This is a genomic window from Streptomyces sp. NPDC001135, from assembly GCF_053598395.1.
The window spans coordinates 33,532-57,702 of sequence record NZ_JBSFKD010000044.1 but is presented as its reverse complement, the minus strand read 5'-3'; the positions used below and the strand labels follow the sequence as shown (position 1 = coordinate 57,702).

At 73.5% G+C, this 24,171-nt stretch carries 20 protein-coding genes and 1 pseudogene; 12 read left to right on the top strand and 9 right to left on the bottom strand.

The genetic code is table 11. The features are described from left to right. Positions 1–342 precede the first annotated feature (342 nt). Entirely contained in the window at positions 343–1,530 is a 1,188-nt protein-coding gene (locus ACWC94_RS37300; protein ID WP_450801727.1) for an SGNH/GDSL hydrolase family protein, read from the top strand. 245 nt (positions 1,531–1,775) lie between these two features. Here ACWC94_RS37300 and ACWC94_RS37295 read toward each other — a convergent pair whose 3' ends face one another. After that, on the bottom strand, positions 1,776–2,258 hold the full coding sequence (locus ACWC94_RS37295) for a DUF456 domain-containing protein (RefSeq protein ID WP_450801726.1): 483 nt from the start codon (positions 2,256–2,258) through the stop codon (positions 1,776–1,778). A gap of 64 nt (positions 2,259–2,322) precedes the next feature. Beyond that, positions 2,323–2,728 (bottom strand): annotated as a pseudogene (locus ACWC94_RS37290) (helix-turn-helix transcriptional regulator); the annotation flags it as partial. Between the two features lie 289 nt (positions 2,729–3,017). Here ACWC94_RS37290 and ACWC94_RS37285 point away from each other — a divergent pair. Beyond that, positions 3,018–4,988 carry a protein phosphatase 2C domain-containing protein gene (locus tag ACWC94_RS37285; protein WP_450801725.1) on the top strand — a complete coding sequence of 657 codons (1,971 nt, stop codon included), beginning with the start codon at positions 3,018–3,020 and terminating at the stop codon, positions 4,986–4,988. A 460-nt stretch (positions 4,989–5,448) separates the two neighbouring features. Next, on the top strand, positions 5,449–5,922 hold the full coding sequence (locus tag ACWC94_RS37280) for an ATP-binding protein (protein WP_450801724.1): 474 nt from the start codon (positions 5,449–5,451) through the stop codon (positions 5,920–5,922). A 179-nt stretch (positions 5,923–6,101) separates the two neighbouring features. Here ACWC94_RS37280 and ACWC94_RS37275 read toward each other — a convergent pair whose 3' ends face one another. Continuing rightward, entirely contained in the window at positions 6,102–7,145 is a 1,044-nt protein-coding gene (locus ACWC94_RS37275) for a DUF2637 domain-containing protein (RefSeq protein ID WP_450801723.1), read from the bottom strand. Between the two features lie 376 nt (positions 7,146–7,521). Here ACWC94_RS37275 and ACWC94_RS37270 point away from each other — a divergent pair, with 376 nt between their 5' ends. Then, entirely contained in the window at positions 7,522–8,322 is an 801-nt protein-coding gene (locus ACWC94_RS37270) for a GntR family transcriptional regulator (RefSeq protein ID WP_450801722.1), read from the top strand. Between the two features lie 181 nt (positions 8,323–8,503). Here ACWC94_RS37270 and ACWC94_RS37265 read toward each other — a convergent pair whose 3' ends face one another. After that, positions 8,504–9,271: a hypothetical protein gene (locus tag ACWC94_RS37265; RefSeq protein WP_450801721.1), complete on the bottom strand. Its 768-nt coding sequence runs from the start codon at positions 9,269–9,271 to the stop codon at positions 8,504–8,506. A 176-nt stretch (positions 9,272–9,447) separates the two neighbouring features. Further along, positions 9,448–11,121 (bottom strand): PucR family transcriptional regulator, encoded by a 1,674-nt coding sequence (locus ACWC94_RS37260; RefSeq protein WP_450801720.1) that lies wholly within the window; start codon positions 11,119–11,121, stop codon positions 9,448–9,450. 342 nt (positions 11,122–11,463) lie between these two features. Here ACWC94_RS37260 and ACWC94_RS37255 point away from each other — a divergent pair, with 342 nt between their 5' ends. The 5 genes from ACWC94_RS37255 to ACWC94_RS37235 all read left to right on the top strand — a co-directional run bounded on the left by ACWC94_RS37255 (position 11,464) and on the right by ACWC94_RS37235 (position 18,303). Then, positions 11,464–12,357, top strand: a complete 894-nt coding sequence (locus ACWC94_RS37255; protein WP_450801719.1) for an FAD binding domain-containing protein — start codon at positions 11,464–11,466, stop codon at positions 12,355–12,357. Beyond that, positions 12,357–12,944: a (2Fe-2S)-binding protein gene (locus ACWC94_RS37250; protein ID WP_450801718.1), complete on the top strand. Its 588-nt coding sequence runs from the start codon at positions 12,357–12,359 to the stop codon at positions 12,942–12,944. Before ACWC94_RS37255 ends, ACWC94_RS37250 begins: the two co-directional genes overlap by 1 nt. Position 12,945: 1 nt before the next feature. Beyond that, complete coding sequence (locus ACWC94_RS37245) at positions 12,946–15,366, top strand: xanthine dehydrogenase family protein molybdopterin-binding subunit (RefSeq protein WP_450801717.1); 2,421 nt, start codon at positions 12,946–12,948, stop codon at positions 15,364–15,366. Between the two features lie 209 nt (positions 15,367–15,575). After that, positions 15,576–17,030 carry an NCS2 family permease gene (locus tag ACWC94_RS37240; protein ID WP_450801716.1) on the top strand — a complete coding sequence of 485 codons (1,455 nt, stop codon included), beginning with the start codon at positions 15,576–15,578 and terminating at the stop codon, positions 17,028–17,030. A gap of 121 nt (positions 17,031–17,151) precedes the next feature. Then, positions 17,152–18,303, top strand: a complete 1,152-nt coding sequence (locus ACWC94_RS37235; protein ID WP_450801715.1) for an XdhC family protein — start codon at positions 17,152–17,154, stop codon at positions 18,301–18,303. Between the two features lie 110 nt (positions 18,304–18,413). Here the strand turns inward: ACWC94_RS37235 and ACWC94_RS37230 are convergent, their stop codons facing one another. Continuing rightward, a complete protein-coding gene (locus ACWC94_RS37230) occupies positions 18,414–18,854 on the bottom strand; it encodes an SRPBCC family protein (protein WP_450801714.1) in 441 nt (146 codons plus the stop codon). Between the two features lie 66 nt (positions 18,855–18,920). After that, on the bottom strand, positions 18,921–19,688 hold the full coding sequence (locus ACWC94_RS37225) for a polysaccharide deacetylase family protein (protein ID WP_450801738.1): 768 nt from the start codon (positions 19,686–19,688) through the stop codon (positions 18,921–18,923). A 178-nt stretch (positions 19,689–19,866) separates the two neighbouring features. On the opposite strand from ACWC94_RS37225, the gene ACWC94_RS37220 reads away from it, so the two are divergent. After that, positions 19,867–20,508 carry a phosphoribosyltransferase gene (locus tag ACWC94_RS37220; protein WP_450801713.1) on the top strand — a complete coding sequence of 214 codons (642 nt, stop codon included), beginning with the start codon at positions 19,867–19,869 and terminating at the stop codon, positions 20,506–20,508. A 116-nt stretch (positions 20,509–20,624) separates the two neighbouring features. Here ACWC94_RS37220 and ACWC94_RS37215 read toward each other — a convergent pair whose 3' ends face one another. Then, on the bottom strand, positions 20,625–21,773 hold the full coding sequence (locus tag ACWC94_RS37215; RefSeq protein WP_450801712.1) for a magnesium and cobalt transport protein CorA: 1,149 nt from the start codon (positions 21,771–21,773) through the stop codon (positions 20,625–20,627). A 262-nt stretch (positions 21,774–22,035) separates the two neighbouring features. Here ACWC94_RS37215 and ACWC94_RS37210 point away from each other — a divergent pair, with 262 nt between their 5' ends. Beyond that, positions 22,036–22,902 (top strand): LysR substrate-binding domain-containing protein, encoded by an 867-nt coding sequence (locus tag ACWC94_RS37210; protein WP_450801711.1) that lies wholly within the window; start codon positions 22,036–22,038, stop codon positions 22,900–22,902. 92 nt (positions 22,903–22,994) lie between these two features. Next, complete coding sequence (gene dmpI / locus ACWC94_RS37205; RefSeq protein ID WP_450801710.1) at positions 22,995–23,177, top strand: 4-oxalocrotonate tautomerase DmpI; 183 nt, start codon at positions 22,995–22,997, stop codon at positions 23,175–23,177. A gap of 112 nt (positions 23,178–23,289) precedes the next feature. Here dmpI and ACWC94_RS37200 read toward each other — a convergent pair whose 3' ends face one another. Then, complete coding sequence (locus tag ACWC94_RS37200; protein WP_450801709.1) at positions 23,290–24,081, bottom strand: S1 family peptidase; 792 nt, start codon at positions 24,079–24,081, stop codon at positions 23,290–23,292. Positions 24,082–24,171 lie beyond the last annotated feature (90 nt).

Genomic DNA, 24,171 nt, shown 5'->3' with positions numbered 1-24,171 from the left:
AGTCGAAGAGGAACTCCGGGTCGATCCGGCCGTAGGTGGCGGGGACGACGGCGGCGCGGTCCGTGAGGGACCGGCGGGGGGGGCGACGGTGGTCACGAGGGGCCACGGTGGTCACGCGGCCGGGCCGCCGCGACACCGGACGCGCGGGCTCCGCTCGCTGAACACGGCCATGACGGTCGCCCGGCACGCCGCCCGCGCCCCGCGCATCGGCTCCGCACCCCGGGGCGGTCGTCCGTAGGCCGTTGCGCCGAGCGGGTGGACCGCCCTCGAAGGTGCGGTGGCGCGGCCCGGCCGTGTGGCACGGTCTGCTCCGACGAGCCACGGGGAAGGACGGGTGCGGAGATGATCGAGGTCAAACGGGCCCTGGCGGTGCTGTTGCTGGCGATACTGCCGGGCACGACGGCGCCGGCCGTCGCGGCCCCGGCGCCGCCGCCCTGGACCGGCAGCTGGGAGACCGCGCCGTCGGGCACCGCCCCCGCGCTGCCCGGCGCCGCCGTCCGCAACGTCGTCCACCTCAGCGTCGGCGGCACGGCCGTGCGCATCCGGCTCAGCAACCGCTTCGGCACCGTGCCCCTGCAGCTCGGCGCGGTCACCGTCGCGCTGCGCGCGGCCGGTCCGAACGCCGTGCCGGGCACCCTGCGCACCGCCACCTTCCAGGGCGCCTCGACCGTCACCGTCCCGCCCGGCCAGGACCTGGTCACCGACCCGGTGCCGCTGTCGGTCCCGGCCGCCGCCGACCTCCTCGTCACCGTGTACACCCCCGCCGACAGCGGCCCCGCGACCTACCACCAGACGGCCCTGCAGACCAGCTACCTGGCCCCGGCCGGGGCGGGCCGGGCCACCGACGAGGGCGGCACCGCGTACACGACCGCCATCAACCGCTGGTACTACGTCACCGGTGTCGACGTCCTCGGCGGCGCCGCGGGCAGCATCGTCGCGTTCGGCGACTCCCTCACCGACGGAAACGGTTCCACCCCCGACACCAACCACCGCTGGCCCGACCGGCTCGCCGAACAGGTGCGCGCGGACCGGTTCGGCGTCCTCAACGCCGGAATCTCCGGAAACCGTCTGCTGCACGACGGCACCGGCCCGAGCGCCCTCAGCCGTCTGGACGCCGACGCCCTGGACCGGGCCGGGGTACGGGTCCTGGTGGTCCTGGAGGGCATCAACGACATCAAGGGCACACCGACGGCCGACGACGTCACCGCGTACGCCGACGCCTACCGCACACTCGTCGCCCGCGCCCACGGCCGGGGCGTCCGGGTCGTCGGCGTCACCCTCACCCCGTACCGCGGCTTCTCCGCGTACACCGACGCCCGCGAGGCGGTACGGCAGCAGGTGAACGCGTTCATCCGCACCGGCGGCGCCTTCGACGCGGTCGCCGACGCCGACGCCGCCCTGCGCGACCCCGCCGACCCGACCCGCCTCCTGCCCGCCTACGACCCCGGCGACCACCTGCACTTCAACGACACGGGGATGGCAGCGGTCGCGGACACGGTCCGCCGGGCGCTCGCCGGCGTGGCTCGGTGACAACGGTTTCCGGCGCGGCGATGCCGGCTTCCGGGGATGCCGGTCCCTGACGCGGCGACACCGGTTTCCGGCTCCGTTTTCCCGCTCCGTGTGCCGGGGCGGCGGCCTGGTGCGCGCAGGCCGCGGGGGACGGGCCCCGGCGCGGTGACAGCGGTTCCCGGCCCGGTGCGTCGGGGTGTGGCCCGGCGCGGGGTGGCCGTCGTCGGTCCGGTGCGGCCGGGCTCTGCCGGGGTGCGGTGACGGGGTCAGCCCCACAGCACCGTGCCCAGCCACGCCCCCGCGATCAGCAGGCAGGCGAACCACTCGGTCAGGACGCTGGAGCCGCCCGAGCGCATCGTCGTGCGCAGGGAGGCGATCGCCTCGCCGTGCCCGCCCAGGCGCAGTCGCTCGTGCACATAGATCCCCGCGACGAACCCCGGCAGCGCGCCCAGCACCGGCAGCAGGACGAAGCCGAGGAAGGACCCGGCGCCCGCGTACACCGCCAGCCGCGGCGTCGCGCCGCTCTCGCGGAGCCGGCGCGGCGGCAGCGCGGCGCGCACCGCCAGCGACGGCAGCAGCACCCCGGTGGCGCCCACCAAAACGGCCCACGCCGACGGCTGAGGGTCCGTCAGCGCCCACCACAGCACCGCGGCCCACACCAGCCACGACCCCGGCACACCGGGCACCAGCACTCCGCACAGGCCGAGCACGATGACCACGCCGACCAGCAGGAGTTCCCACGCTCCCATCTGCCCAGAGTGCGCCAGAAGCCAAGAAACCGCAGGTCAAAGGCGCGTCCACGGAAGGCTGGGAGCGGGACACCCAGCCCCGCTCGTACGCGTGCCAGCCCAGCTGCAGCCCGGTCGCCACCCGGGCCGGCTCCGTCAGCCGCCGCACCCGGCGCTGCACGGTCCTCAGGCCCAGGTCCAGCTGCTTGGCGACGCTCGCGTCGGTCAGCCCCTACAGCGGTTTCCAGCAGCCCGCCGGCGTGCACCACCAGCGCGGCCGGTTCCGCCGTGCGTGAGGTCAGCGGCACCATGGCGAGCGCACGGTCGGCGATCACCAGCTTCGTCGGCACCCGGTCCACGACCCGCACCCGCTCGTCCCGGCCGAGCGCCGCCGTCAGCTCGGTCAGCCCGCCCGGCAGGTCCAGCACCGCGCGCTCCACCACCACGCGGTGGCGCACCCCGCGCCCGGCCGCCTGCGCCTCGGCCTCGTCCGGACGCCGAGCGGGTGCTGCGCCGGCACAGCGGCCCGGTCGTCCGGACCGTGGCCCGGGCCCGGACGTGTGCGTGCCACGCGAAGGGGATCGGGGGCCGGGCCACGTGCGGCGTCTCCGGGTGGCCCTCCCGTGGGGGGTGGGGCCGCCCGGCGGCCGTCCACCGTCATCTCCCGCTTGCCGTACGGCTGTTCAGTCCCTCACCCGACGCGCCGTGCGGCGGGGTCGGTGCGCCGGATTTTCCCGATGACCCGTTTTCATACCGCCCGTGCGGTGGACAATGAGCGGCATGAGCCAGCAGGGGGGAAGGCCCGCCCGTCCTGAGGACGACTGGTGGGGACAGCTGTACGACGACTCCACCGAGGACACCGGACCCACGGCCGCGCCGGATTCCCTGGACGACCGGTTCGCCTCCGCGAAGCGCACGGTGACGGGCCGGCCGGTCACGGCACCGTCGGGCGAGCCGGGACCGGGCACGCGGGCCGCCGCCGACGCGGCCGGCAGCGCCGACGCGCCGGACCGGGGCGACACCTCGGGGAGCACACCTCCGGGCCGGACCGCGCTGCCGCCCCAGCGCACCCCCTGGGAGCCGCCCCCGCCCCACCGCGAACCGCCCTCATCGACCAACCGCCGGCCCCCCGCACCCCCGACGGAACCCCCGGCGCGGAACCCGTCGGCACCCACCACCCCACCCCCTCGGTCCCAGGACCCGTCCCCGCCCGCCGCGGACACCGCACCGGAGCAGCGGCCCCCCGCCGCGCCGTCCACCCACCGGTCCGAGGGGGACGTGTCCGCGCCCCCCTCGCCCATGGAGCCGCGGATGCCGTTGGCGCCCGCCGCGCCCTGGCAGCCGCAGGATCTCCCAGCGCCCCGTGAACGCACCACGCAGGACCCGTCCCCCGCCCCGCCCGCCGACTGGTCCGGGGATGTTTCCGGGCCCGCGTCGGTCCCGGGGTCGCGGGACCTTCCTGTGGCCTCCTCGGCGTCGGCCGACCGCGGCGCGCAGGAGGGGTCCTCCGCCTCGCCCGCCGGCTGGTCCGGGCGGGATGCGGCCGAGCCCGACCCGTGCGCTCGGACGCAGGGGCCCCCGGAGTCCGTCTCGCCCCCCGAGCCGCTGGACACGCCGACGCGCCTCTCGTCGTCGCAAGCCCCCGAAAAGCCTCCGGCAGGCGCCGGCGCCCACCCGTCCGAGCCCGCCGCGTCCGCATCCCCGGCCGCGTCGGCCGCCTCACCCACGTCCTCGCCCCTCACTCCGCCCCCTGCCCCCTCCTGTCTCGACTACGTCGGCTCCGGTCCGCCCACCTACGACCCCGAGCCGACCGCGTTGCCGGCCGCCGATCCCGAGGGGCTGGGGGAGCTGGTGGCGGACACCGTGCTGGACGGGGCCCGGTACGGGGCGTGTGCGTTGCGTGCGGTGTCGTTGCGGGGGGACTCGGCGCGGTACCGGGGCGAGCCGCGGCGGGACTCGCTGCTGACCGCCCGGTTCGGGACGGGGGAGCAGGCACTGGTGCTGGTCGCGATGGCGACCGGGGTGCGGGGCACGCCGGGTGCGCATCTCGTGGCGGCCGAGGCGTGCCGGTGGATCGGGTGGGCCGTGGGCCGCAGTCACCACCGGCTGGTGGCGGACATCCGGGCCGCCCGGTGCGGCGACCTGAGGGCGGGCCTGCACCGGCTGACCGACCGCAGCCTCGGCAAGCTCCGGGTGAGCGCGGCGGAACGGGGCGTCGACCCGGAGAAGTGCACCCCGAGCCTGCGCTGTCTGCTGCTGCCCGCCGATCCCGACTGCCGTACGCGCGTGTTCTTCGGCGTCGGTGACGGCGGTCTGTTCCGGCTGCGGGACGGGCAGTGGCACGACATCGAGCCGCGCGTCACGTCCGACGACAGCGGCGGCGCGTCCGCCGTCGGCCCCGGCTCCCCACCGGGAAAACCCGCGAAGACGTGTGCCGAGACGCCCGAGGGCGACCGGCTCACCATGGATCTCGGCATCCCGACCCCGCCCAGCCCGTACGAGCCGGCCCCGGAGCCGCCCCGCGAGCCGTTCCGGTTCCGAGCCTCGGCGGCCCGCCCGGGTGATGCGCTGGTGATGTGCACCGCGGGTCTCGCCGACCCGCTGCGTGGCGAGGCCGCCCTCTGCGCCTATCTGGCCCGCCGCTGGTCCGGACCTACCGCGCCGGGCCTCGCCGCGTTCCTCGCCGACGCCCAGGTGCGGGTGAAGGGCTACGCCGACGACCGTACGGCGGCGGCCGTGTGGGAGGCGTAACCGCTTCCCGGGACACGGGGTGGACAAGCCCGGGCGCTCACCGGCGTGCTCAAGGACGTCCGCGGACAACCCCCGGCACGGAACCCCACGCCGGAGATCGGCGCGGAGAGGGTCACCAGTTCGCCCTGTCCGCCTCCCGCACCCCCGTACCCCGCCCCTGAACCCGCCAGGACAGGAGCGGATTTCGGCCACTTTCACGGCGTGTGACGGTGTGCCGACGGCCGGTGCCGGACGCATCTGCCCCGCCGTCGCGGGGCGTCCGGGGCGCCCAGCGCCGTACGGGAGGCCGGCGAGGCGGGTGCGGCGCGGCCCGGCGGGCGGTCCGGGCCCCGTACGGCCGTGGCCGAACCTCCGGTCATCGGGCATCTGTCAGGACTGCCCGGGTTCGTGCTGGGCAAGCATCCTCCGTGAACGTGTTCGACCAGGAGGGGCAGGGTCCAGCGGCGTGCGGGCGGGGGTCATGAAGAGTCAGGCACGAGGGGGCGGTCCCGCGGTCGTCGGGGGCTCCTCGGCGACGACGGGGGAAGAGGCCGACACCACCACGGAACACGCGCACCGGCTCCGGCGCAGGCTGGGGCGGGCGGATCTCAGGGCGGTGCCCGAGGCCCGCCGGGAGTTGCGCGAACTGCTGCGGCACTGGGGAAAACCGGGCCGCTCGGAGATCGCCGAACTGCTCACCAGCGAACTGGTCACCAACGCGCTCGTCCACACCGACGACGACGCGGTCCTCACGGCCGTGGTGGAACCGGGCGGAGTGCGCGTGGAGGTACGGGACTTCGTGGCCCGCAGACCGGATCTCAGAGGCCCGGACACGGACGAGGACACCCACGGGCGCGGTCTGCTGCTGGTGCAGTCCCTCGCGGACTCCTGGGGCGTACGGCCGCACGGGGTGGGCAAGTCGGTGTGGTTCGAACTGGGTGCCGAGGCGGCGTGACGCTGCGCACCGGGCGACAAGGCCGTTCTGCGGGTGCGGGTGCGGGTGCGGGTGCGGGTTCGCCGGTGCCGGTCGCTCCCGCGGCCTCGCGCCCCGCAGGGTGTCGCGGTTCCGCCGCCCGGAAACGCGCCGGGGGCGTGACCCGTGTGGTCCTGCCCCCGGCACGTCGGAGTGCCCGGCTAGCCGAACTGCTGCTCCAGGTCCTTCAGCTTGCGCTCCAGCGAGTCCAGGCGGGGCAGGGCCATGGTGTCGTCCTCGGCGGTGAGGTCGACGGTCACCTGCTCAGCGGATCCTCTGCGGACCGGCTGCAGGGAGGGGCGGGCGCGTACGGGCAGTTGCTCCGCGGTGGATATGGCAGGCTCCGCGGTCGCCGGGGCGGGGCCACGCTCCACCGCCTGCACCTCGACCTGCCGGGCGCCGCGGCCGACGAAGCCGCGGTGGCCCCGGCTGATGGCCTTCAGCTGGGCCCGCTCGATCCGCTGCTGATCGCGCCGGCGCTGCCGCGTCTCCTCCTTCTGCCGCCTGTCCTCGCGGGCCTCCTCCACGGCCTCGTCCAGGCTGCGCACGCCCTCCAGGAGCATCAGCGACCAGGCCCGGTAGGTCTCGCGGGGGGCCCGCAGCCAGCGGACGATACGGATCTGCGGCAGCGGACGCGGCACCAGGCCCTGCTCGCGCAGCGCGGCCCGTCGGGTCTGCTTCAGCGCGCGGTCGAACAGGACGGCCGCCGACAGCGACATACCGGAGAAGAACTGCGGGGCGCCCGCGTGCCCGGCGCCCCGGGGCGCGTGCACCCAGTTGAACCACGCCGCGGCGGCGGCGAACAGCCACACGAGGATCCGGGAGCCGAGGGCCGCGTCACCGTGGCTGGCCTCGCGCACCGCGAGGACGGAGCAGAACATCGCCGCGCCGTCCAGGCCGAACGGCACCAGGTACTGCCAGCCGTCGGTCAGCCCCAGGTTCTGTTCGCCGAAGCCGACGAGGCCGTGGAAGGACAGGGCGGCGGCGACCGCCGCACAGCAGAACAGGAGCACGTACGAGGCCGTGCCGTAGATGGCCTCCTTGCGTCTGCGGCGCTCTTCGCTGCGCTCCCACGAGTCGTCCGCGCTGGCGTTCTCCCCGGAGGAGCGCTTGCCGCGCGCGAGCACCGCCACCGCCGCCAGCATCCCCAGGAGCAGTACGGCGCCCGGAAGCAGCCAGTTCAGCGATATGTCGGTCAGTCTCATCAGGGGTCCCTTGCATTGGGATAGGGCGTAACGCCCGCCATAGTGGCCCACTCCCGAGGGCCCTCAGGGGGTTTCGGGGCAAGAGGCCGCCAAGGAAGTGCAAGGGGATGCCCAGGGTGGCCTTCTCCTCGAACTGCCGTGCGGCGAGCGGGAGTTGAGTTCGAATAAGAGTACCCGGACGCGTGGTTCCCCGGAAAGTTTCCGTGGCGGGTGGGGAAGGTGTGAATCAACCGTTCCGATTCGCGCGCAGGTAAGCCTTGCCTTATTTCCCCCTGGGTGAATTGGAACTCCCGCCTCGGGCGCCTAAGGTGCTTGACGGACAAGTGACAACCCACCGTTAATGGCCCAAGTGCCGACAAGCCCGCCAGGAGGACCCGTGGAGCAGAGTGCACAGGCCTCCGCCGAGGCGGGGACACCGCGGCGCCGGACGCCCGGCGCCGCCCGGGGGCCCGCGCAGGCGCGCGCGGAGGACACCCCGGACGGCTGCCGCGAGCGGGACACCGCCCTGCCCGCCGCGCGTGGCGAGCACACGCACGGTGAGCGGCCGATTCCCGGGCCGCGGCCGGCGGTGCGGCGCTCCTCGGTGCGCGGGCAGATCCTGGACGCCCTGCGGACGGCGCTGGTCACCGGGGAGCTGCAGCCGGGCGAGGTCTACTCGGCGCCGGTGCTCGGCGACCGGTTCGGTGTCTCGGCCACCCCCGTGCGCGAGGCCATGCAGCAGCTCGCCCTGGAGGGCGCCGTCGAGGTCGTGCCCAACCGAGGCTTCCGGGTCGTCGAGCGCGGGGCGCGGGAGCTGGCCGAGCTGGCCGAGGTGCGGGCGCTCATCGAGGTGCCGGTGATGCTGCGGCTCGCTGGGACCGTGCCGGGCGAGCGGTGGGCCGAGCTGCGTCCGCTCGCGCAGGAGACGGTACGGGCGGCTGCGTCCGGCTGTCCGGCCGCGTACGCGGAGTCCGACCGGGCCTTCCACCGGGCGCTGCTCGCCCTGTCGGGCAACGAGCAGCTGGTCCGTATCGCGTCGGATCTGCACCGGCGGTCGCAGTGGCCGCCGGTCCGGCACGGCCGGGCCTCTCTCGTGGCGGACGCCGCGGAGCACATGGCGCTGCTGGACGCGTTGACCGCCGGGGACGCGGATGTGGTGCGGACGCTGGTGGAGGAGCACTTCGCGGGCGCGTGCTGAGCGGCTGCGGTGGGCGCCGTCGAGGTCCGGGCCGTCTGCCCGGGCGCGGGTGTCGTGGTCGCCCGCGCAGTTCCCCGCGCCCCCGGCGGGCTGCGGCCGAGGCGTCCCGGAGGGGCACGGGGAGCCGCGCGACGAGCCCCCCGCCGGCCCGCACCCGGTGAGGGACGGTCCCCACCCGCCCCTACGCCGTGGCCGCCCCCGGCGCCGGTGGGGACAACTGCCGTGCCAGCCAGGTCGGTACACCCCCGAGCAGCCGGAACAGACGGCGCGCCTCCTCCCGCAGCCGCGAGGCCTCCGGCTCGGACTCCGCGTCGGCCAAAGAGGCCAGCGCAGGGGCCGTGCCCACCAGGTAGCCCAGCTCCTCGCGGATCCGGAGGGATTCCGCGAAGCCGTGCCGGGCCTCGGTCAACTCGCCCTCGCGCAGGGCGAGTCCGGCAAGGTGACGCCACGTGAAGGACAGCAGCAGGGGGTCCGCGTGCGCGGTGGCGCCCGCGTGCGCCCGGCGGTACGCGGCACGCGCCGCCTGCGCGGAGCGGGTCAGGTTCTCGGCGATCAGCCCCCGCCGGAAGTCCAGCAGTGCCCGGCCCGGCGCCCCCGGAGGGATCAGCGCCGCCGCCCGGCCGAGTGCCGCGCGCGCCTCGTCCGCGCGGTCCCGCACCCCGTGCAGCGTCGCCGTGTAGGCGAGTTGACCCCGCTCGCACGCGGCGGCCCCCCGCTCGTCGTCGGTGTGCGCGAGCGCCTCCGCCGTCCGCAGGGCGTCCTCCGCCTCCTGCCAGCCCCGCTCGGTGTACAGACACCGTTCGACCAGCAGTACGGCCCGCTGCAGGGCCGTGGCGGGGGTGTCGGGCGGCAGCAGGGCCGCCGCGTCCGCCCAGCAGGCCCGCGAGCGCAGCCGCCATACCGCGGTCTGGAGCGGATCGTCACCTGGGGTCGTTCCGTTACCAGACATGGCGGTATGCGCCACGTTGCCCTCCCCGAGCACGCCATCGAGCTGTTGAGTGGTGGCGGCATTCCAGCACCAATCGGCGGGCCGGGCCAAGAGGGTGGGTGAAAGATTTCACAAAGTCGTGGGGCGTGCGCGTGACGGGTCCTGGCCACCGCGGCGGCCGCGTGCCCCCGCTGACCTCAGCTCATGCGCAGGGCCAGGAAGAAGTCCAGCTTGTCCTCCAGCCGCGACAGGTCCCGTCCCGTCAACTGCTCGATGCGGCCGACCCGGTAGCGCAGCGTGTTGACGTGCAGGTGGAGCCGGGTGGCGCAGCGGGTCCAGGAGCCGTCGCAGTCCAGGAACGCCTCCAGGGTGGGGATCAGCTCGGCCCGGTGGCGGCGGTCGTAGTCCGTCAGCGGGTCCAGGAGGCGGGCCGTGAAGGCGCGGCGGACGTCGTCCGGGACGAACGGGAGCAGCAGGACGTGCGACGCCAGCTCCTGGTGCCCGGCCGCGCAGACCCGGCCGGGGCGGGCCGCCGCCACCCGGCGGGCGTGCCGGGCCTCCTCCAGGGCGCCGCGCAGGCCCTCCGCCGAGTGCACGGCGGCGCTGACACCGAGGGTGAGCCGCCCGTCGCCGTCCAGGCCCGCCGACAGCGTCTCGCGCACCGACTGCAGCAGGGCGTCGGCCAGCAGACCGGTCTCCGAGCCGTCGTGCTCGGCGGAGACCGCGGGGAGCGGGACGAGTGCGATGGCCTCGTCGCCCGTGTGGGCGACGGCGATCCGGTCCGAGGGCTCGGGGCCGGTGGCCAGGGGGTCGACCAGCACCTCCTCCAGCAGCGACTGGGCGACCGGGCCGCCCTCGACCTCCTCGCCCTCCCATTCCACGCGGGCCACCACCACCTGCCAGTGCGGGGCCGCCCCGAGCCCGGGCAGCAGCACCGGCGCGGCCACCCGCAGACGGGCCGCGATCTCGGCCGGCGCGGCTCCCGTCTGCACCAGCTCCAGCACCTCCTGGGCGAGCCGGCGCCGCACCGTGCGCGCCGCGTCCCGGCGGTCGCGCTCGACGGCGATCAGCTGGGTCACGCCCTGCAGCAGGTCCAGGCGCTCCTCGGGCCAGTCCCCGGCGTCCGCGTCGACGGCCAGCAGCCAGTCCGACAGGACCGTCTCGCGCACGTCGCGGGCGGCCTGCGGGGAGCGGCCCGAGGAGCGGATCGGGAACAGCGAGTACGTCGTACCGTCCAGCAGGACCCGGTGCGGGCCGCGCCGGCCGGTGCGGGTGGCCGCCAGGTGCTCGGCGGCGAGGTTCGCGCAGGTCTCCGCGGGCAGCGCCGGGCCCGCCACCTTGGAACCGGCGATCAGCCGGCCGGTGGGGGAGAGCACCCAGGCACGCAGGTCCAGGTCGGAGCCGAGCAGGTCCAGGACCACGTCCGGGCCGCCGCCCGCCGGGCCCGAGGTCATCATCCGCCGGTGCCGGTCCACGACGGCCGCCAGGTCCCCGGCGCGCTCGCCGGAGACCTGCCGTACGACGTGCTCGGTGATCGTGGCGAAGGCCACCGACTCGTGCACCGCGAACAGCGGCAGCCGGTTCCTCGCACAGGCCAGGACCAGGTCGTCCGGGATGTCCCCCAGCTCCGCCTCGCCGGCCGCGAGCGCCGCCACCCCGGCCTGCACCAGGATCCGTACGAACGACTCGGAGTCGCTCGCGTTCCGGCGCCAGGCGAGGCCGGTCAGCACCAGCTCGCCCCCGGAGAGGTAGCGGCTCGGGTCCCGCAGGTCGGTGGTCATGACCCCGCGCACCGACCGGTCCAGCTCCTCCTCGCCGCCGAGCAGCCGCAGGCCCAGCGCATCGGTGTCCAGAAGTGCGCGCAGCCGCATCTCGTCGCCGCCGTTCTTTGTCTCGAAACCTACGATGGATCTTGGAGGGTGACAGGAGAACGGCCCGGCACGGGCCGCCAGGGCACTCTCCCGGGGTCTCCGCGGTGTTTCCTGCGTTTCCCCAGGAAATCGGAGAGGTTGCCGATGACCTCCGTTCATACGAATCTACAAGATGCCCGGTGTGGCCAGCCAACTCCTTCATGGTTTCGGTGACTGACCGCGTTGGAGTACGGGGCGGTGTACTGAGTCCACTCCGCGTTAACAGCACGTGAACGAGCCGGGCCCGCCGCATACGGATTGGCTCAATCTGTTCGACCCATGAGACCAAGAAGAGAGCCGGTCATGGACTTCCTTCGCCCTGCCAGCTGGGAGGAGGCGCTCGCCGCGAAGGCCGAGCACCCCACCGCTGTGCCGATTGCGGGTGGCACCGATGTGATGGTCGAGATCAACTTCGACCACCGCCGGCCCGAGTACCTGCTCGACCTCAACCGCATCGGCGACCTCACCGAGTGGGAGGTCGGCGAGGAGAGCGTACGGCTGGGTGCCTCCGTGCCGTACACCAAGATCATGGAGAACCTCCGTGCCGAGCTGCCGGGCCTCGCGCTCGCCTCGCACACGGTCGCCTCCCCGCAGATCCGCAACCGCGGCGGCGTCGGCGGCAACCTCGGCACGGCCTCGCCCGCCGGTGACGCCCACCCCGCCCTGCTCGCGGCCGGCGCGGAGGTCGAGGCGGAGTCGGCGGCCCGCGGCACCCGCCTGATCCCGATCGACGCGTTCTACACCGGCGTCAAGCGCAACGCCCTGCAGCCCGACGAGCTGATCCGCGCCGTGCACATCAAGAAGGCGGACGGCCCGCAGCAGTACTCGAAGGTCGGCACCCGCAACGCCATGGTCATCGCCGTGTGCGCCTTCGGTCTCGCCCTGCACCCCCAGACCCGTACGGTACGGACCGGCATCGGCTCGGCCGCGCCCACCCCCGTGCGGGCCAAGGCCGCCGAACAGTTCCTGAACGCGGCCCTGCAGGAGGGCGGTTTCTGGGACAACGGAAAGATCATCACCCCGTCGGTCGCCAAGCAGTTCGCCGCCCTGTGCTCGGCCGCCTGCAACCCGATCGACGACGTCCGGGGCACCGCGAGCTACCGCCGCCACGCGGTCGGCGTCATGGCCCGCCGGACGCTCACCTGGACCTGGGAGTCGTACCGCGGCAACCACCGCACCACCGAGGGAGCTGCGTGATGCGCGTCCACTTCACCGTCAACGGACGTCCGCAGGAGGCCGACGACGTCTGGGAGGGCGAGTCCCTGCTGTACGTCCTGCGCGAGCGCCTGGGCCTTCCGGGTTCGAAGAACGCCTGTGAGCAGGGCGAATGCGGCTCCTGCACCGTGCGCCTGGACGGCGTGCCGGTCTGCTCCTGCCTGGTCGCGGCCGGCCAGGTGGAGGGACGCGACGTCGTGACCGTCGAGGGCCTGGCGGACTACGCCAAGCAGCGCGAGGAGCACGGCGGCTGCGCCACCGGCGCCTGCGGTACGACGCTCCAGGACGCCCAGCAGTGGAGGGCCAAGCCCGCCTCCGACTCCCAGACCGGCGAGGGCGCGGAACTCTCCCCGATCCAGCAGGCGTTCATCGACGCCGGCGCCGTCCAGTGCGGCTTCTGCACCCCGGGTCTGCTCGTCGCCTCCGACGAACTCCTGGAGCGCAACCCGAACCCGTCCGACGCGGACATCCGCGAGGCGCTGTCGGGCAACCTGTGCCGCTGCACGGGGTACGAGAAGATCATGGACGCGGTCCGCCTGGCGGCCGCCCGTCAGTCCGAGGAGGTCTGACATGCCGTCCCCCACTCCCGGCTCCGCTCGAGCGGGAGGTGCCCCCACCGGCACCCCTACGAAGATCACGCAGGGTTCTCAGACCAAGGGCGGCATCGGCGAGTCCACGCTCCGCCCGGACGGCACCCTCAAGGTCACCGGCGAGTTCGCGTACTCGTCCGACATGTGGCACGAGGACATGCTGTGGGGCCAGATCCTGCGCTCCACCGTCGCCCACGCCGAGATCGTCTCGATCGACACCTCCGAGGCCCTGGCCACGCCCGGCGTCTACGCCGTCCTGACCTACGACGACCTGCCCACCGAGGTGAAGCACTACGGCCTGGAGATCCAGGACACCCCGGTCCTGGCCCACGGCAAGGTTCGCCACCACGGCGAGCCGGTGGCGCTCGTCGCCGCCGACCACCCGGAGACGGCCCGCCGCGCCGCCGCCAAGATCAAGGTGGAGTACAGGGAACTGCCCGTCGTCACCGACGAGGCCTCCGCCACCGCGCCGGACGCGATCCTCGTCCACGAGAACCGCGACGACCACCACATCGGGCACGTCCCGCACCCGAACATCGTGCACCGCCAGCCGATCATCCGCGGCGACGTGGAGCAGGCCCGCGGGCGGGCCGACGTGATCGTCGAGGGCGAGTACACCTTCGGCATGCAGGACCAGGCCTTCCTCGGCCCCGAGTCCGGCCTCGCGGTACCGGAGGAGGACGGCGGCGTCCACCTCTACATCGCCACCCAGTGGCTCCACTCCGACCTGCGCCAGATCGCCCCCGTCCTCGGCCTGCCCGAGGAGAAGGTGCGCATGACGCTAGCCGGCGTCGGCGGCGCGTTCGGCGGCCGCGAGGACCTGTCGATGCAGATCCACGCCTGCCTGCTGGCGCTGCGCACCGGCAAGCCGGTGAAGATCGTCTACAACCGGTTCGAGTCCTTCTTCGGGCACGTCCACCGGCACCCGGCGAAGCTGTACTACGAGCACGGCGCCACCAAGGACGGCAAGCTCACGCACATGAAGTGCAAGATCGTCCTGGACGGCGGCGCCTACGCCTCCGCCTCCCCGGCGGTCGTGGGAAACGCTTCCTCCCTGTCGGTCGGCCCGTACGTGATCGACGACGTCGACATCGAGGCCATCGCCCTCTACACCAACAACCCGCCCTGCGGCGCCATGCGCGGCTTCGGCGCGGTCCAGGCGTGCTTCGCCTACGAGGCGCAGATGGACAAGCTGGCGAAGAAGCTCGGCATGGACCCGGTGGAGTTCCGGCAGCTGAACGCGATGGAGCAGGGGACCGTCATGCCGACCGGGCAGCCGGTCGACTCCCCGGCCCCGGTCGCCGAACTCCTGCGCCGCGTCAAGGCGATGCCGCTGCCGCCCGAGCGCCAGTGGGAGTCCAGCGAGGGCGCCGACGTACGGCAGCTGCCCGGCGGCCTGTCCAACACCACGCACGGCGAAGGCGTCGTACGCGGAATCGGTTACGCGGTCGGCATCAAGAACGTCGGCTTCTCCGAGGGCTTCGACGACTACTCCACCGCCAAGGTGCGCATGGAGGTCATCGGCGGTGAGCCGGTCGCGACCGTGCACACCGCGATGGCGGAGGTCGGCCAGGGCGGTGTCACCGTCCACGCGCAGATCGCCCGCACCGAGCTCGGCGTCACCCAGGTGACCATCCACCCGGCCGACACACAGGTCGGCTCCGCCGGCTCCACCTCGGCCTCCCGGCAGACGTACGTCACCGGCGGCGCCGTGAAGAACGCCTGCGAACTCGTCCGCGAGAAGGTCCTGGAGATCGGCCGGCGCAAGTTCGGCAGCTACCACCCGGCCTGGGCGACCGCGGAACTCCTGCTGGAGGGCGGCAAGGTCGTCACCGACGGCGGCGAGGTCCTCGGCGACCTGGCCGACGTCCTGGAGGGGGAGACCGTCGAGATCGAGGCGGAGTGGCGGCACCGGCCGACCGAGGCCTTCGACCTGCGCACCGGCCAGGGCAACGGACACGTCCAGTACTCCTTCGCCGCGCACCGCGCGGTCGTCGAGGTCGACACCGAACTCGGCCTGGTCAAGGTCATCGAGCTGGCCTGCGCCCAGGACGTCGGCAAGGCGCTCAACCCGCTCTCCGTCGTCGGCCAGATCCAGGGCGGTACGACCCAGGGCCTGGGCGTGGCGGTGATGGAGGAGATCATCGTCGACCCGAAGACCGCGAAGGTCAGGAACCCCTCCTTCACGGACTACCTGATCCCCACCATCCTCGACACGCCGACCATCCCGGTCGACGTGCTCGAACTCGCCGACGACCACGCCCCCTACGGGCTCCGTGGCATCGGCGAGGCCCCGACCCTGTCGTCCACGCCGGCCGTCCTCGCGGCGATCCGGAACGCGACCGGGCTGGAGCTCAACCGCACGCCGGTGCGGCCCGAGCACCTCACGGGCACCGCGTAACACCGAAAAGCTCTCCGGGCGGCGCAGGGAACGTCACACACTCCGCCGCGCCGCCCGGAGGAACCCCCCTTTGAGTTCCGCTCCGCTCGCGGTCCTTGAAGTACCACCCCTTGTTCGTCTCGGGCCGTCCCCCGGGTCGTCCATTCCCAAATCCCGCACACCGCAGGGCGGTGGTGCGGGTGCCCCTGTGAACCTTGGGAGATGGCACCATGACCCAGCAGTCAGTGGAGCCCAGGACCGCAGCCGACGACGCGGGCGAAGGCACCCGCGTCCCGGCAGGACGATCCTGGCTCGACCGGTACTTCCACATAACCAAGAGAGGATCCACGGTCTCGCGAGAGGTCCGCGGCGGCATCACCACCTTCATGGCGATGGCGTACATCCTCCTGCTCAACCCCCTGATCCTGTCCGGCAAGGACGCGGCGGGCGACACGCTCGGCCAGAAGGCCCTGATCACCGCGACCGCGTTCGCGGCGGCCGCCACCACGCTGCTGATGGGCTTCGTCGGCAAGGTGCCCCTCGCGCTCGCCGCCGGTCTCTCCGTCTCCGGTGTCCTGTCCTCACAGGTCGCCCCCAACATGACGTGGCCGCAGGCCATGGGCATGTGCGTGATGTACGGCGTCGTGATCATGCTGCTGGTCGTCACCGGCCTGCGCGAGATGATCATGAACGCGATCCCGCTCGCGCTCAAGCACGGCATCACCATGGGCATCGGCCTGTTCATCGCCCTCATCGGCTTCTACAAGTCCGGATTCGTGCACAAGGGCGTGGCCACCCCGGTCACCCTCGGCCCGGCGGGCCAGCTCGCCGGCTGGCCGGTGCTGCTCTTCGCCGGCACCCTGCTGCTGATCTTCATGCTCCAGGCGCGCAACATCCCCGGCGCCATCCTGATCGGCATCGTCACCGGCACCGTCGTCGCCGCCGTCCTCAACGGCCTCGGCGTCATCGCCCCCAAGCAGTGGGCCAACGGCGCCCCCGAACTGCACGGCGCGGTCTCGATGCCCGACTTCTCGCTCTTCGGGCACGTGGAGTTCGGCGGCTGGGGCAAGGTCGGCGCGATGACGATCGGCATGATCGTCTTCACTCTCGTCCTCGCCGGGTTCTTCGACGCGATGGCCACCATCATCGGCGTCGGCACCGAAGCCGAACTGGCCGACGACAAGGGCCGTATGCCGGGCCTGTCCAAGGCCCTGTTCATCGACGGCGCCGGCGGTGCGATCGGCGGCGTGGCGGGCGGCTCGGGGCAGACGGTCTTCATCGAGTCCGCCACCGGTGTCGGGGAGGGGGCCCGCACGGGTCTCGCCTCCGTGGTCACCGGCCTGTTCTTCGCGGCCTGTCTGTTCTTCACCCCGGTGACCGCGATCGTCCCTCAGGAGGTCGCCTCCGCCGCCCTGGTCGTCATCGGCGCCATGATGCTGATGAACGCCCGGCACGTGGACTGGGCCGACCGCGCCACCGCGATCCCGGTCTTCCTCACCGTCGTCCTGATGCCGTTCACGTACACCATCACCAGCGGTGTCGCGGCCGGTGTCATCTCCTACACCGCCATCAAGACCGCCCAGGGCAAGGCACGCGAGATCGGTGCCTTCATGTGGGGCCTGACCGCCGTCTTCCTGATCTACTTCGCCCTTCATCCGATCGAGGCCTGGCTGGGCGTGCACTAGACGCTCCGCCGGCAGCGAGCCGTGACGGGTCGCCGGTCGTCCGCGGACCCGTCGTGACCGCTCGCGCAGTTCCCGCGCCCCTCCGGGGCGCTTGCCCCAACCCCGTCAAGGAGACCGACAGATGCTGGACATCGCCGAGGAGCTGAACCGGTGGGTCGAGCAGGGCCGTGACTTCGCCGTCGCCACCGTGGTGGCCGTCGGCGGCAGCGCCCCGCGCCAGCCCGGCGCCGCCCTCGCGGTGGACGCCGAGGGCACGGCCATCGGTTCGGTCTCCGGCGGATGCGTGGAAGGGGCCGTGTACGAGCTGTGCCGGCAGGCGCTGGAGGACGGCGAGACCGTCCTGGAGCGCTTCGGGTACAGCGACGAGGACGCCTTCGCCGTCGGCCTGACCTGTGGCGGCGTCATCGACATCCTCGTCACGCCGGTCCGGGCGGACGGTCCCGCCCGGCCGGTGGTCGCCGCCGCGCTGGCCGCCGCCGCCCGTGGGGAGGCGGCGGCGGTCGCGCGGATCGTGGAGGGGCCGGCCCGGCTGCGGGGGCGGGCCCTCCTCGTGCGCCCCGACGGTGCGTACGACGGCGGATTCGGCGCCCATCGCGAACTGGACCGCACCGTCGCCGCGGAGGCCGGCGCCTTCCTGGACGCGGGCCGCACCGGCACCCTGGAGATCGGCGAGGAGGGCTCGCGCTGCGGCGCCCCGCTCACGGTGCTGGTCGAGTCCTGCGTCCCCGCACCCCGGATGATCGTCTTCGGCGCGATCGACTTCGCCTCCGCGCTCGTCCGCGTCGGCAAGTTCCTCGGCTACCACGTCACCGTGTGCGACGCCCGCCCGGTGTTCGCCACGCGCACCCGCTTCCCCGAGGCCGACGAGATCGTCGTCGAGTGGCCCCACACGTACCTGGAGCGCACCGGGACCGACGGCCGTACGGTTCTGTGCGTCCTCACCCACGACGCCAAGTTCGACGTCCCCCTGCTGAAGCTGGCCCTGCGGCTGCCGGTCGCCTACGTCGGCGCGATGGGCTCCCGCCGCACCCACCTGGACCGCAACGAGCGGCTGCGCGAGGTCGGCGTCAGCGACCTGGAGCTGGCCCGGCTGCGCTCCCCGATCGGGCTCGACCTCGGGGCCCGTACGCCGGAGGAGACGGCCCTGTCGATCGCCGCCGAGATCGTCGCGAACCGGCGCGGCGGCAGCGGGGTCTCCCTCACCGGCGCGCGCACCCCCATCCACCGCGAGACGGTCGTGTGGCCGGCCCGGAGCATCGGATCGGTGGCCTGAGGCGTTGCGGGGCGGCGTCCGGCGTCCGCGGGTCTCGTCGGGGTCGGTCGCGACCGTGCGGCGGAGCCGTCCAGGGATGCAGCCGCGCACGCCTTCGGGGCGCCGGCGCGCTACGCCCGGCGAAGCAGCTGATTGACCGCCCGGCCGAACATCGCGCGTGCCGTGCGTTCCAGTACGCCGTCGAAGGCGCGCGGCAGGAAGCGCACCCGCAGCTCCTCCCGCCACACCACCCGGCTGCGGCCCCCGGGCCCCGGCCCCACCTCGATCTCGGCCCAGCCCCGCACCACCCGGCCGCGCTTGTCCAGGCGGCACAGCCCGGCCTCGCCGTCGGCGGGCGGGCGCCAGAGCGTCACCTCCATGACGTCGTCGACGGCCAGCGGGCCGAGGCCGGAGCGGGCCACGAAGCGGGTCCCCACGCCGGTGGGCTCCGGTGTGAGCACCCGGATGCGGGTCAGCGGGACCGCGTCGGCGTGACGGGGCCAGGTGGTGAGCCGGCGCCACGCCTCGTCGGGCGGAAGCGGGGCCGTGCGGGCGAAGGTGAAGGTCGGCACGGCACGATCGTAGGCAATGGCCGCCCGGCACCCGCGCGTTCACCTCCGCCTCACCCGGCCGAGCGGTCAGGGGTGGTAGACCTTGCCCGGTTCCGCCTTGCCCGGTGCCAGCAGCTGAGGCACCGTCACGAAGGCGTAGCCGCGCTCCTTCAGCGCGTCGATGACACCGGGGACGGCGGGCACGGTGCCCGGGTAGATGTCGTGCAGCAGGATGATCCCGTCGCGGGACGACTGGGCGAGGACGCGCTTGGTGATGAGCGCCGAGTCGTTGGTCGTGTAGTCCTTGGCGGTCACGCTCCACAGCACCTCCGCCAGGCCCTGCTCCTTGGCGATCCGGTGCACGTCGGCGTCCGTACGGCCCTGCGGCGGGCGCATCAGCGTGGGCCTGTGCCCGGTCAGCCGCTCGATCGCGTCGTTCGGCCGCTTCAGTTCCTCGCGTATCTGCGCGTCCGGTATCCGCGTGAGGATCTTGTGGTCCCAGGTGTGGCTCGCGACCTCGTGGCCCTCGGCGGCCATCCGCTCGACCAGCTCCGGGTACTTCTCCATGTGGTTCTTGCCGAGCAGGAAGAAGGTGGCCGGAACCTTCTTCTCCTTGAGGATGTCGAGCAGCCGCGCCGAGTTCTCGCTGGGCCCGGCGTCGAAGGTGAGCGCGATGCACTTGGCCTCGCGGCAGTCGACGGTCCCGAACTTCGCCGGCGCCCCGTGCGCCGCCTCGGCCCGCACGGTGCTCGGTGCGGTCGTGTCGGCCTGGGCGCAGCCGGACAGGGCGAGCGCCAGCGCGAGGGCGGCCGAGGCGAGCGCGGCCGGACGGAACCTCCGGGCGGTTGCGCGCATCTTCCTGGTCGCGTGCACCGGCGTCGGGATCTTGTCGGTCGAATCAGGCATGCGGGGACTATACACTCGGTGTATAGCTCGTGTGTGTGAATCCCGTGGGCCGGCTCCGCGGATGTCCGACCGGGATGCCCGACCAGGAGCACCATGGAAGGAGAGGCTCCGCCAAGGAGGACGAGCCATGCGCTTCCGGGACCGTGCCGAAGCCGGGCGGGAACTCGCCGGACTGCTGAGCGACCTGCGGGAACAGGGCGTCCTCACCGACCCCCTCGTCCTCGCCCTGCCGCGCGGCGGCATCGCCGTCGCCGAGCCCATCGCCCGCGCGCTCGGCGCCCCGCTCGACGTGCTCATCGTGCGCAAGATCGGCGCCCCGCACCACCAGGAGTTCGCCGTCGGCGCGCTCGTCGGGGACGACCCGCCCCTGTTCAACGCCGGGAGTCTGGACCGGCTCGGCCTGACCGAGGAATCCATGGCGCCGGTGGTCGAGCGCGAGCGCAAGGAACTGCGCCGCCGTGAGGAGCGCTACCGCGGCGACCGCCCGGCGCCGGACCCGGCGGGCCGCACCGTGATCCTGGTCGACGACGGGCTCGCCACCGGAGCCACCGCCCGCGCGGCCCTGCGCCACGTCCGGCGCCGCCGGCCCGCCCACCTCGTCCTGGCCGTCCCCGTCGGCGCACCGGACTCCCTGGACCGGCTCGCCGACGAGGCCGACACGATCCTGTGCCCGCACCGGCCGGCCGCCTTCAGCGCCGTCGGCCAGTGGTACGAGGACTTCGAGCAGCTGACGGACGCGGAGGTGCTGGCCGCACTGCGGGCGCACTGACGGCCGGGTTCCTCGCAGGGGCCCCCGCGGACCAGCGCCGCGGGGGTGTGCCGCCGTCGCCGGGTGCGGACACGTGGCCTGCGCGCGAGGGGCCGGGAACCGTCCCTTCCGCCGCCCTACAGCCAGTCCCGCCGTTTGAAAACCACGTACAGCGCCGTGCAGACCACGGCCATCAGGCCGATCGCGAAGGGATAACCGAACGCCCAGCGCAGTTCGGGCATGTGCGCGAAGTTCATGCCGTAGATCGTGCCGACCAGGGTCGGGGCGAACAGGATGGCCGCCCACGACGAGATCTTCTTGACCTCCTCGTTCTGCTCGAAACCCGCCTCCGCCAGTGCCCGCATCTCCGCGTTCTGCTGCTGCGTGACCAGGGTCGCGTTGACCGTCAGGATCTCGGTGAGGGCCTGGCGGAAACCGTCGACGCGTTCGCTGATGTGGGTGACATGGTCGGCGACGTCCCGCAGGTAGCGCTGGAGTTCCTCGTCCGTCTCGTACTTGGCGAATCCGGCCATCAGCCCGTGCAGCATCCCGACGAGCGGACGGGTGGCGCGCTGGAACTCGACCATCTCGCGGGAGAGTTCGTAGATACGGCGGGACACCTCGGGGTCGCCGCGGAACACCTCGGTCTCGATCTCGTCGATGTCGTTCTGGACACCGCAGACCACCGGGGCGTAGCCGTCGACGACGGCGTCGAGGATCGCGTACAGCACGGCCTCCGGGCCGAGTTTCAGCAGATCGGGGGAGTCCTCCATGCGACGGCGGACCGCCGACAGGTCCGGGGCCGCGCCGTGCCGGACGGTGATGACGAAGTCCGGGCCGACGAACACGTGCAGCTCGCCGAAGTCGACCTCCTCCGGTGCGTCCAGGTAGCGCGCGGCGCGCAGGACGACGAACAGGGTGTCGCCGTACCGCTCCAGCTTGGGCCGCTGGTGCGCCTCCATGGCGTCCTCCACCGCGAGGGGGTGCAGCCCGAACTCGGCGGCCAGCGACCGCAGATCGGCACCGGTGGGGCGGGCCAGGCCGATCCAGGCCATGCCCGGGGAATGCTCGCGCAGTTCGCGGTAGGTCTCGGCGAGCGTGGCGGGGGAGGAGACGCGGACGCCGTCGCGGTACAGCGCCGCCTGGACGATGCTCGCCGGCTCGGCGCCGTCCCCCGTGGACGGGGCGGGTGCGGGCGTCGCGGTGGCGGGGGGCTGGGGCGGGGTGAGGGCGCGGCGCCAGACGGGTCTGCGCCCGCCGTTCCTGCCGTTTTCTCGCTCGGACATCGGACGCCTCTCCGTCGAGCCTGCGTACGCCTGATCGCTCACCGGGGATGGGGCTTGGGAGAAACCCAGGACAGGAGGAAAAGGATATCCGCGCACCACCGGGCCGGTGCCCCCGCGCCCCGCACGCGCCGTGCGACACCGTCGCGCAGGCGCGGGGGCGCGGGGCGGAGGCCGCGACACGTGTACAGAGGGCGTGTGCTGAGTCGGCCGGGCACCGGCCTTGCGCTGAGGGGGCCGGGTTCCGGGCTCTACAGTCGAGCCCATGGAACTCCGTCAGCTCAGCTATTTCGTCGCCGTCGCCGAGGAGCTGCACTTCGGGCGGGCCGCCGAGCGGCTGCACATCGTGCAGTCGGCGGTCAGCCAGCAGATACAGCGGCTGGAGCGGGAGCTGGGCGCCGAACTGTTCGACCGCTCGCCGCGCCGGGTACGGCTGACCGGGGCGGGCGAGCGGCTGCTCCCCGAGGCGCGGGCGGTGCTCGCGGCGGCCCGGAAGGCACGGGCCGCCGTGGCGGCGCCCGGCGGGCTGCGCCTGGGCACCAGCACCGGGCTCGGCGCGCACCTGGACCGGGTGCTGGCCGCGTTCGCCGAGCGGGCGCCCGAGGTGCCGGTGGAGCTGCTCTCCCTGCCGGCCGGCGAACGGTTCGCCCGGGTCGCGGCGGGCCGCCTGGACGCCGCGTTCGTGCGCTCGGCCGAACCCCCGGCCGGAGTACGGGTGGTGCCGCTGTGGTCCGATCCGCTGGTGGCCGCCGTGCCGGCCGCGCATCCCCTCGCGCGCCAGGAGGAGATCGACCTCGCGGACCTCGCCGCGCTGCCCCTCGCCCTCACCCCCCGCCGGAACAACCCCACCCTGGTCGACCTGGTCGTCGGCGCCTGCCACGCGGCCGGGTTCGAGCCGGTGCCCGGGCCGGCCGGCGGCACGCTGCACGACACCCTCGCCACCATCGGCTCCCGCCCCCTGTGGACGGTCGTCTACGCCTCCCACGCGCGCGTGCTGGCCACGCCCAGAGTGGCGTACATCCCCTTCCGCGCCCCCGGACTGGCCCTGGCCACCGGTCTCGCGGTGCCCGCCGCCGACCCCTCCCCGCACCTGGAGAAACTGCTGCTGGCCTGCGACGATCACCCGAGCTGATCGCTGCGGTCGCGGACTGCTCCTTGGTTCCGGACGTGCGCCGCGATGGACTGGACCCACCGAACGCACAGACCGATCAAGGGAGTTCAGTCATGCCGATCGTCACCGTCCAGCAGGGTCCCCGCGACGCCGAGCTGAAGCGGGAGCTGGTCAAGCGGGTCACCGACGCCTTCGTCGACGCGTACCGGATCCCGGCGGAGACCGTGCAGGTGTGGATCCACGAGGTCCCGGCGGACAGCTGGGGCGCGGCCGGGAAGCTCACCGCCGACAAGTAGGCCCCGCGTTCCACGGGGGTGAACGTGGAGAGGGGGGCGTTGCGGGCCGCTCGTGGTGGCTCGCAACGCCCCCCTGGCATCTACCCGAGGGGTGCTCGGGAGGTTTTCGGGGCTAGGCGTCGACCTGCGCGGTCACCAGGTCCGAGAAGGTGGTCAGCCGGGTGTACACACCCGGGTAACCGGCCTCCGCGCACCCCTCGCCCCATGAAGTGATCCCTGCCAGGACGCCCCCGATGAGCAGGGGACCGCCGCTGTCGCCCTGGCAGGTGTCTACGCCGCCGGAGCTGTATCCGGCGCACACCATGTCGGACTGGATGTAGTCCGAACCGTAGGAGGAACCGCAGCTGGAGTCGGACACGACCGGGACGGTCGCGGTCCGCAGCTGGTTGGAGGAGCTGCCGTTCTCCGACGTGGTCCCCCAGCCGAGGATGCGGGCCTGGGTGCCGGCCGCGTACACACTCGTCTGGGAGGAGGTGACGTACGACGCCGGGGTGTACGGCATCGACGTCGACAGGGTCAGTACGGCCACGTCGTCGCCCTTGGTGGCGTCGGTGTAGTCCGGGTCGACCCAGATCTTGCTGACCTTGCCGACCGTGCCGTCGGTGCCGTTGAGGAAGGTCCGGCCGCCGACCACACGGACGTTGCCCGCCGACTCGCCGGCCATGCAGTGCGCGGCCGTGACGACCTTTGTGGCGGCCACGAGCGTGCCGCCGCAGAACTGGTTGCCGGACGCGTCGGTGATCTGCATGACAAACGGGTACGCCGTCGTCGTGGTGGTCGTACCGCCGACGATGGGCTGCGGTGCGGCACTCGCCGTGGGGGAGGCGAGCAGCGCGGTCGCCGCGGCGGCGGCGGTGGCCACCAGGGTCGCGGCGGTCTTTCTGGCACGTCTGAGCCCGAACATGAGTCTCCTCAGTGGGGTTGCACCGGTGGGGGGTCGCACGGGTGTGGAGCACGGGGTGGGGGCACCCCCTGCTCGGGCGTGGCCGAGAGC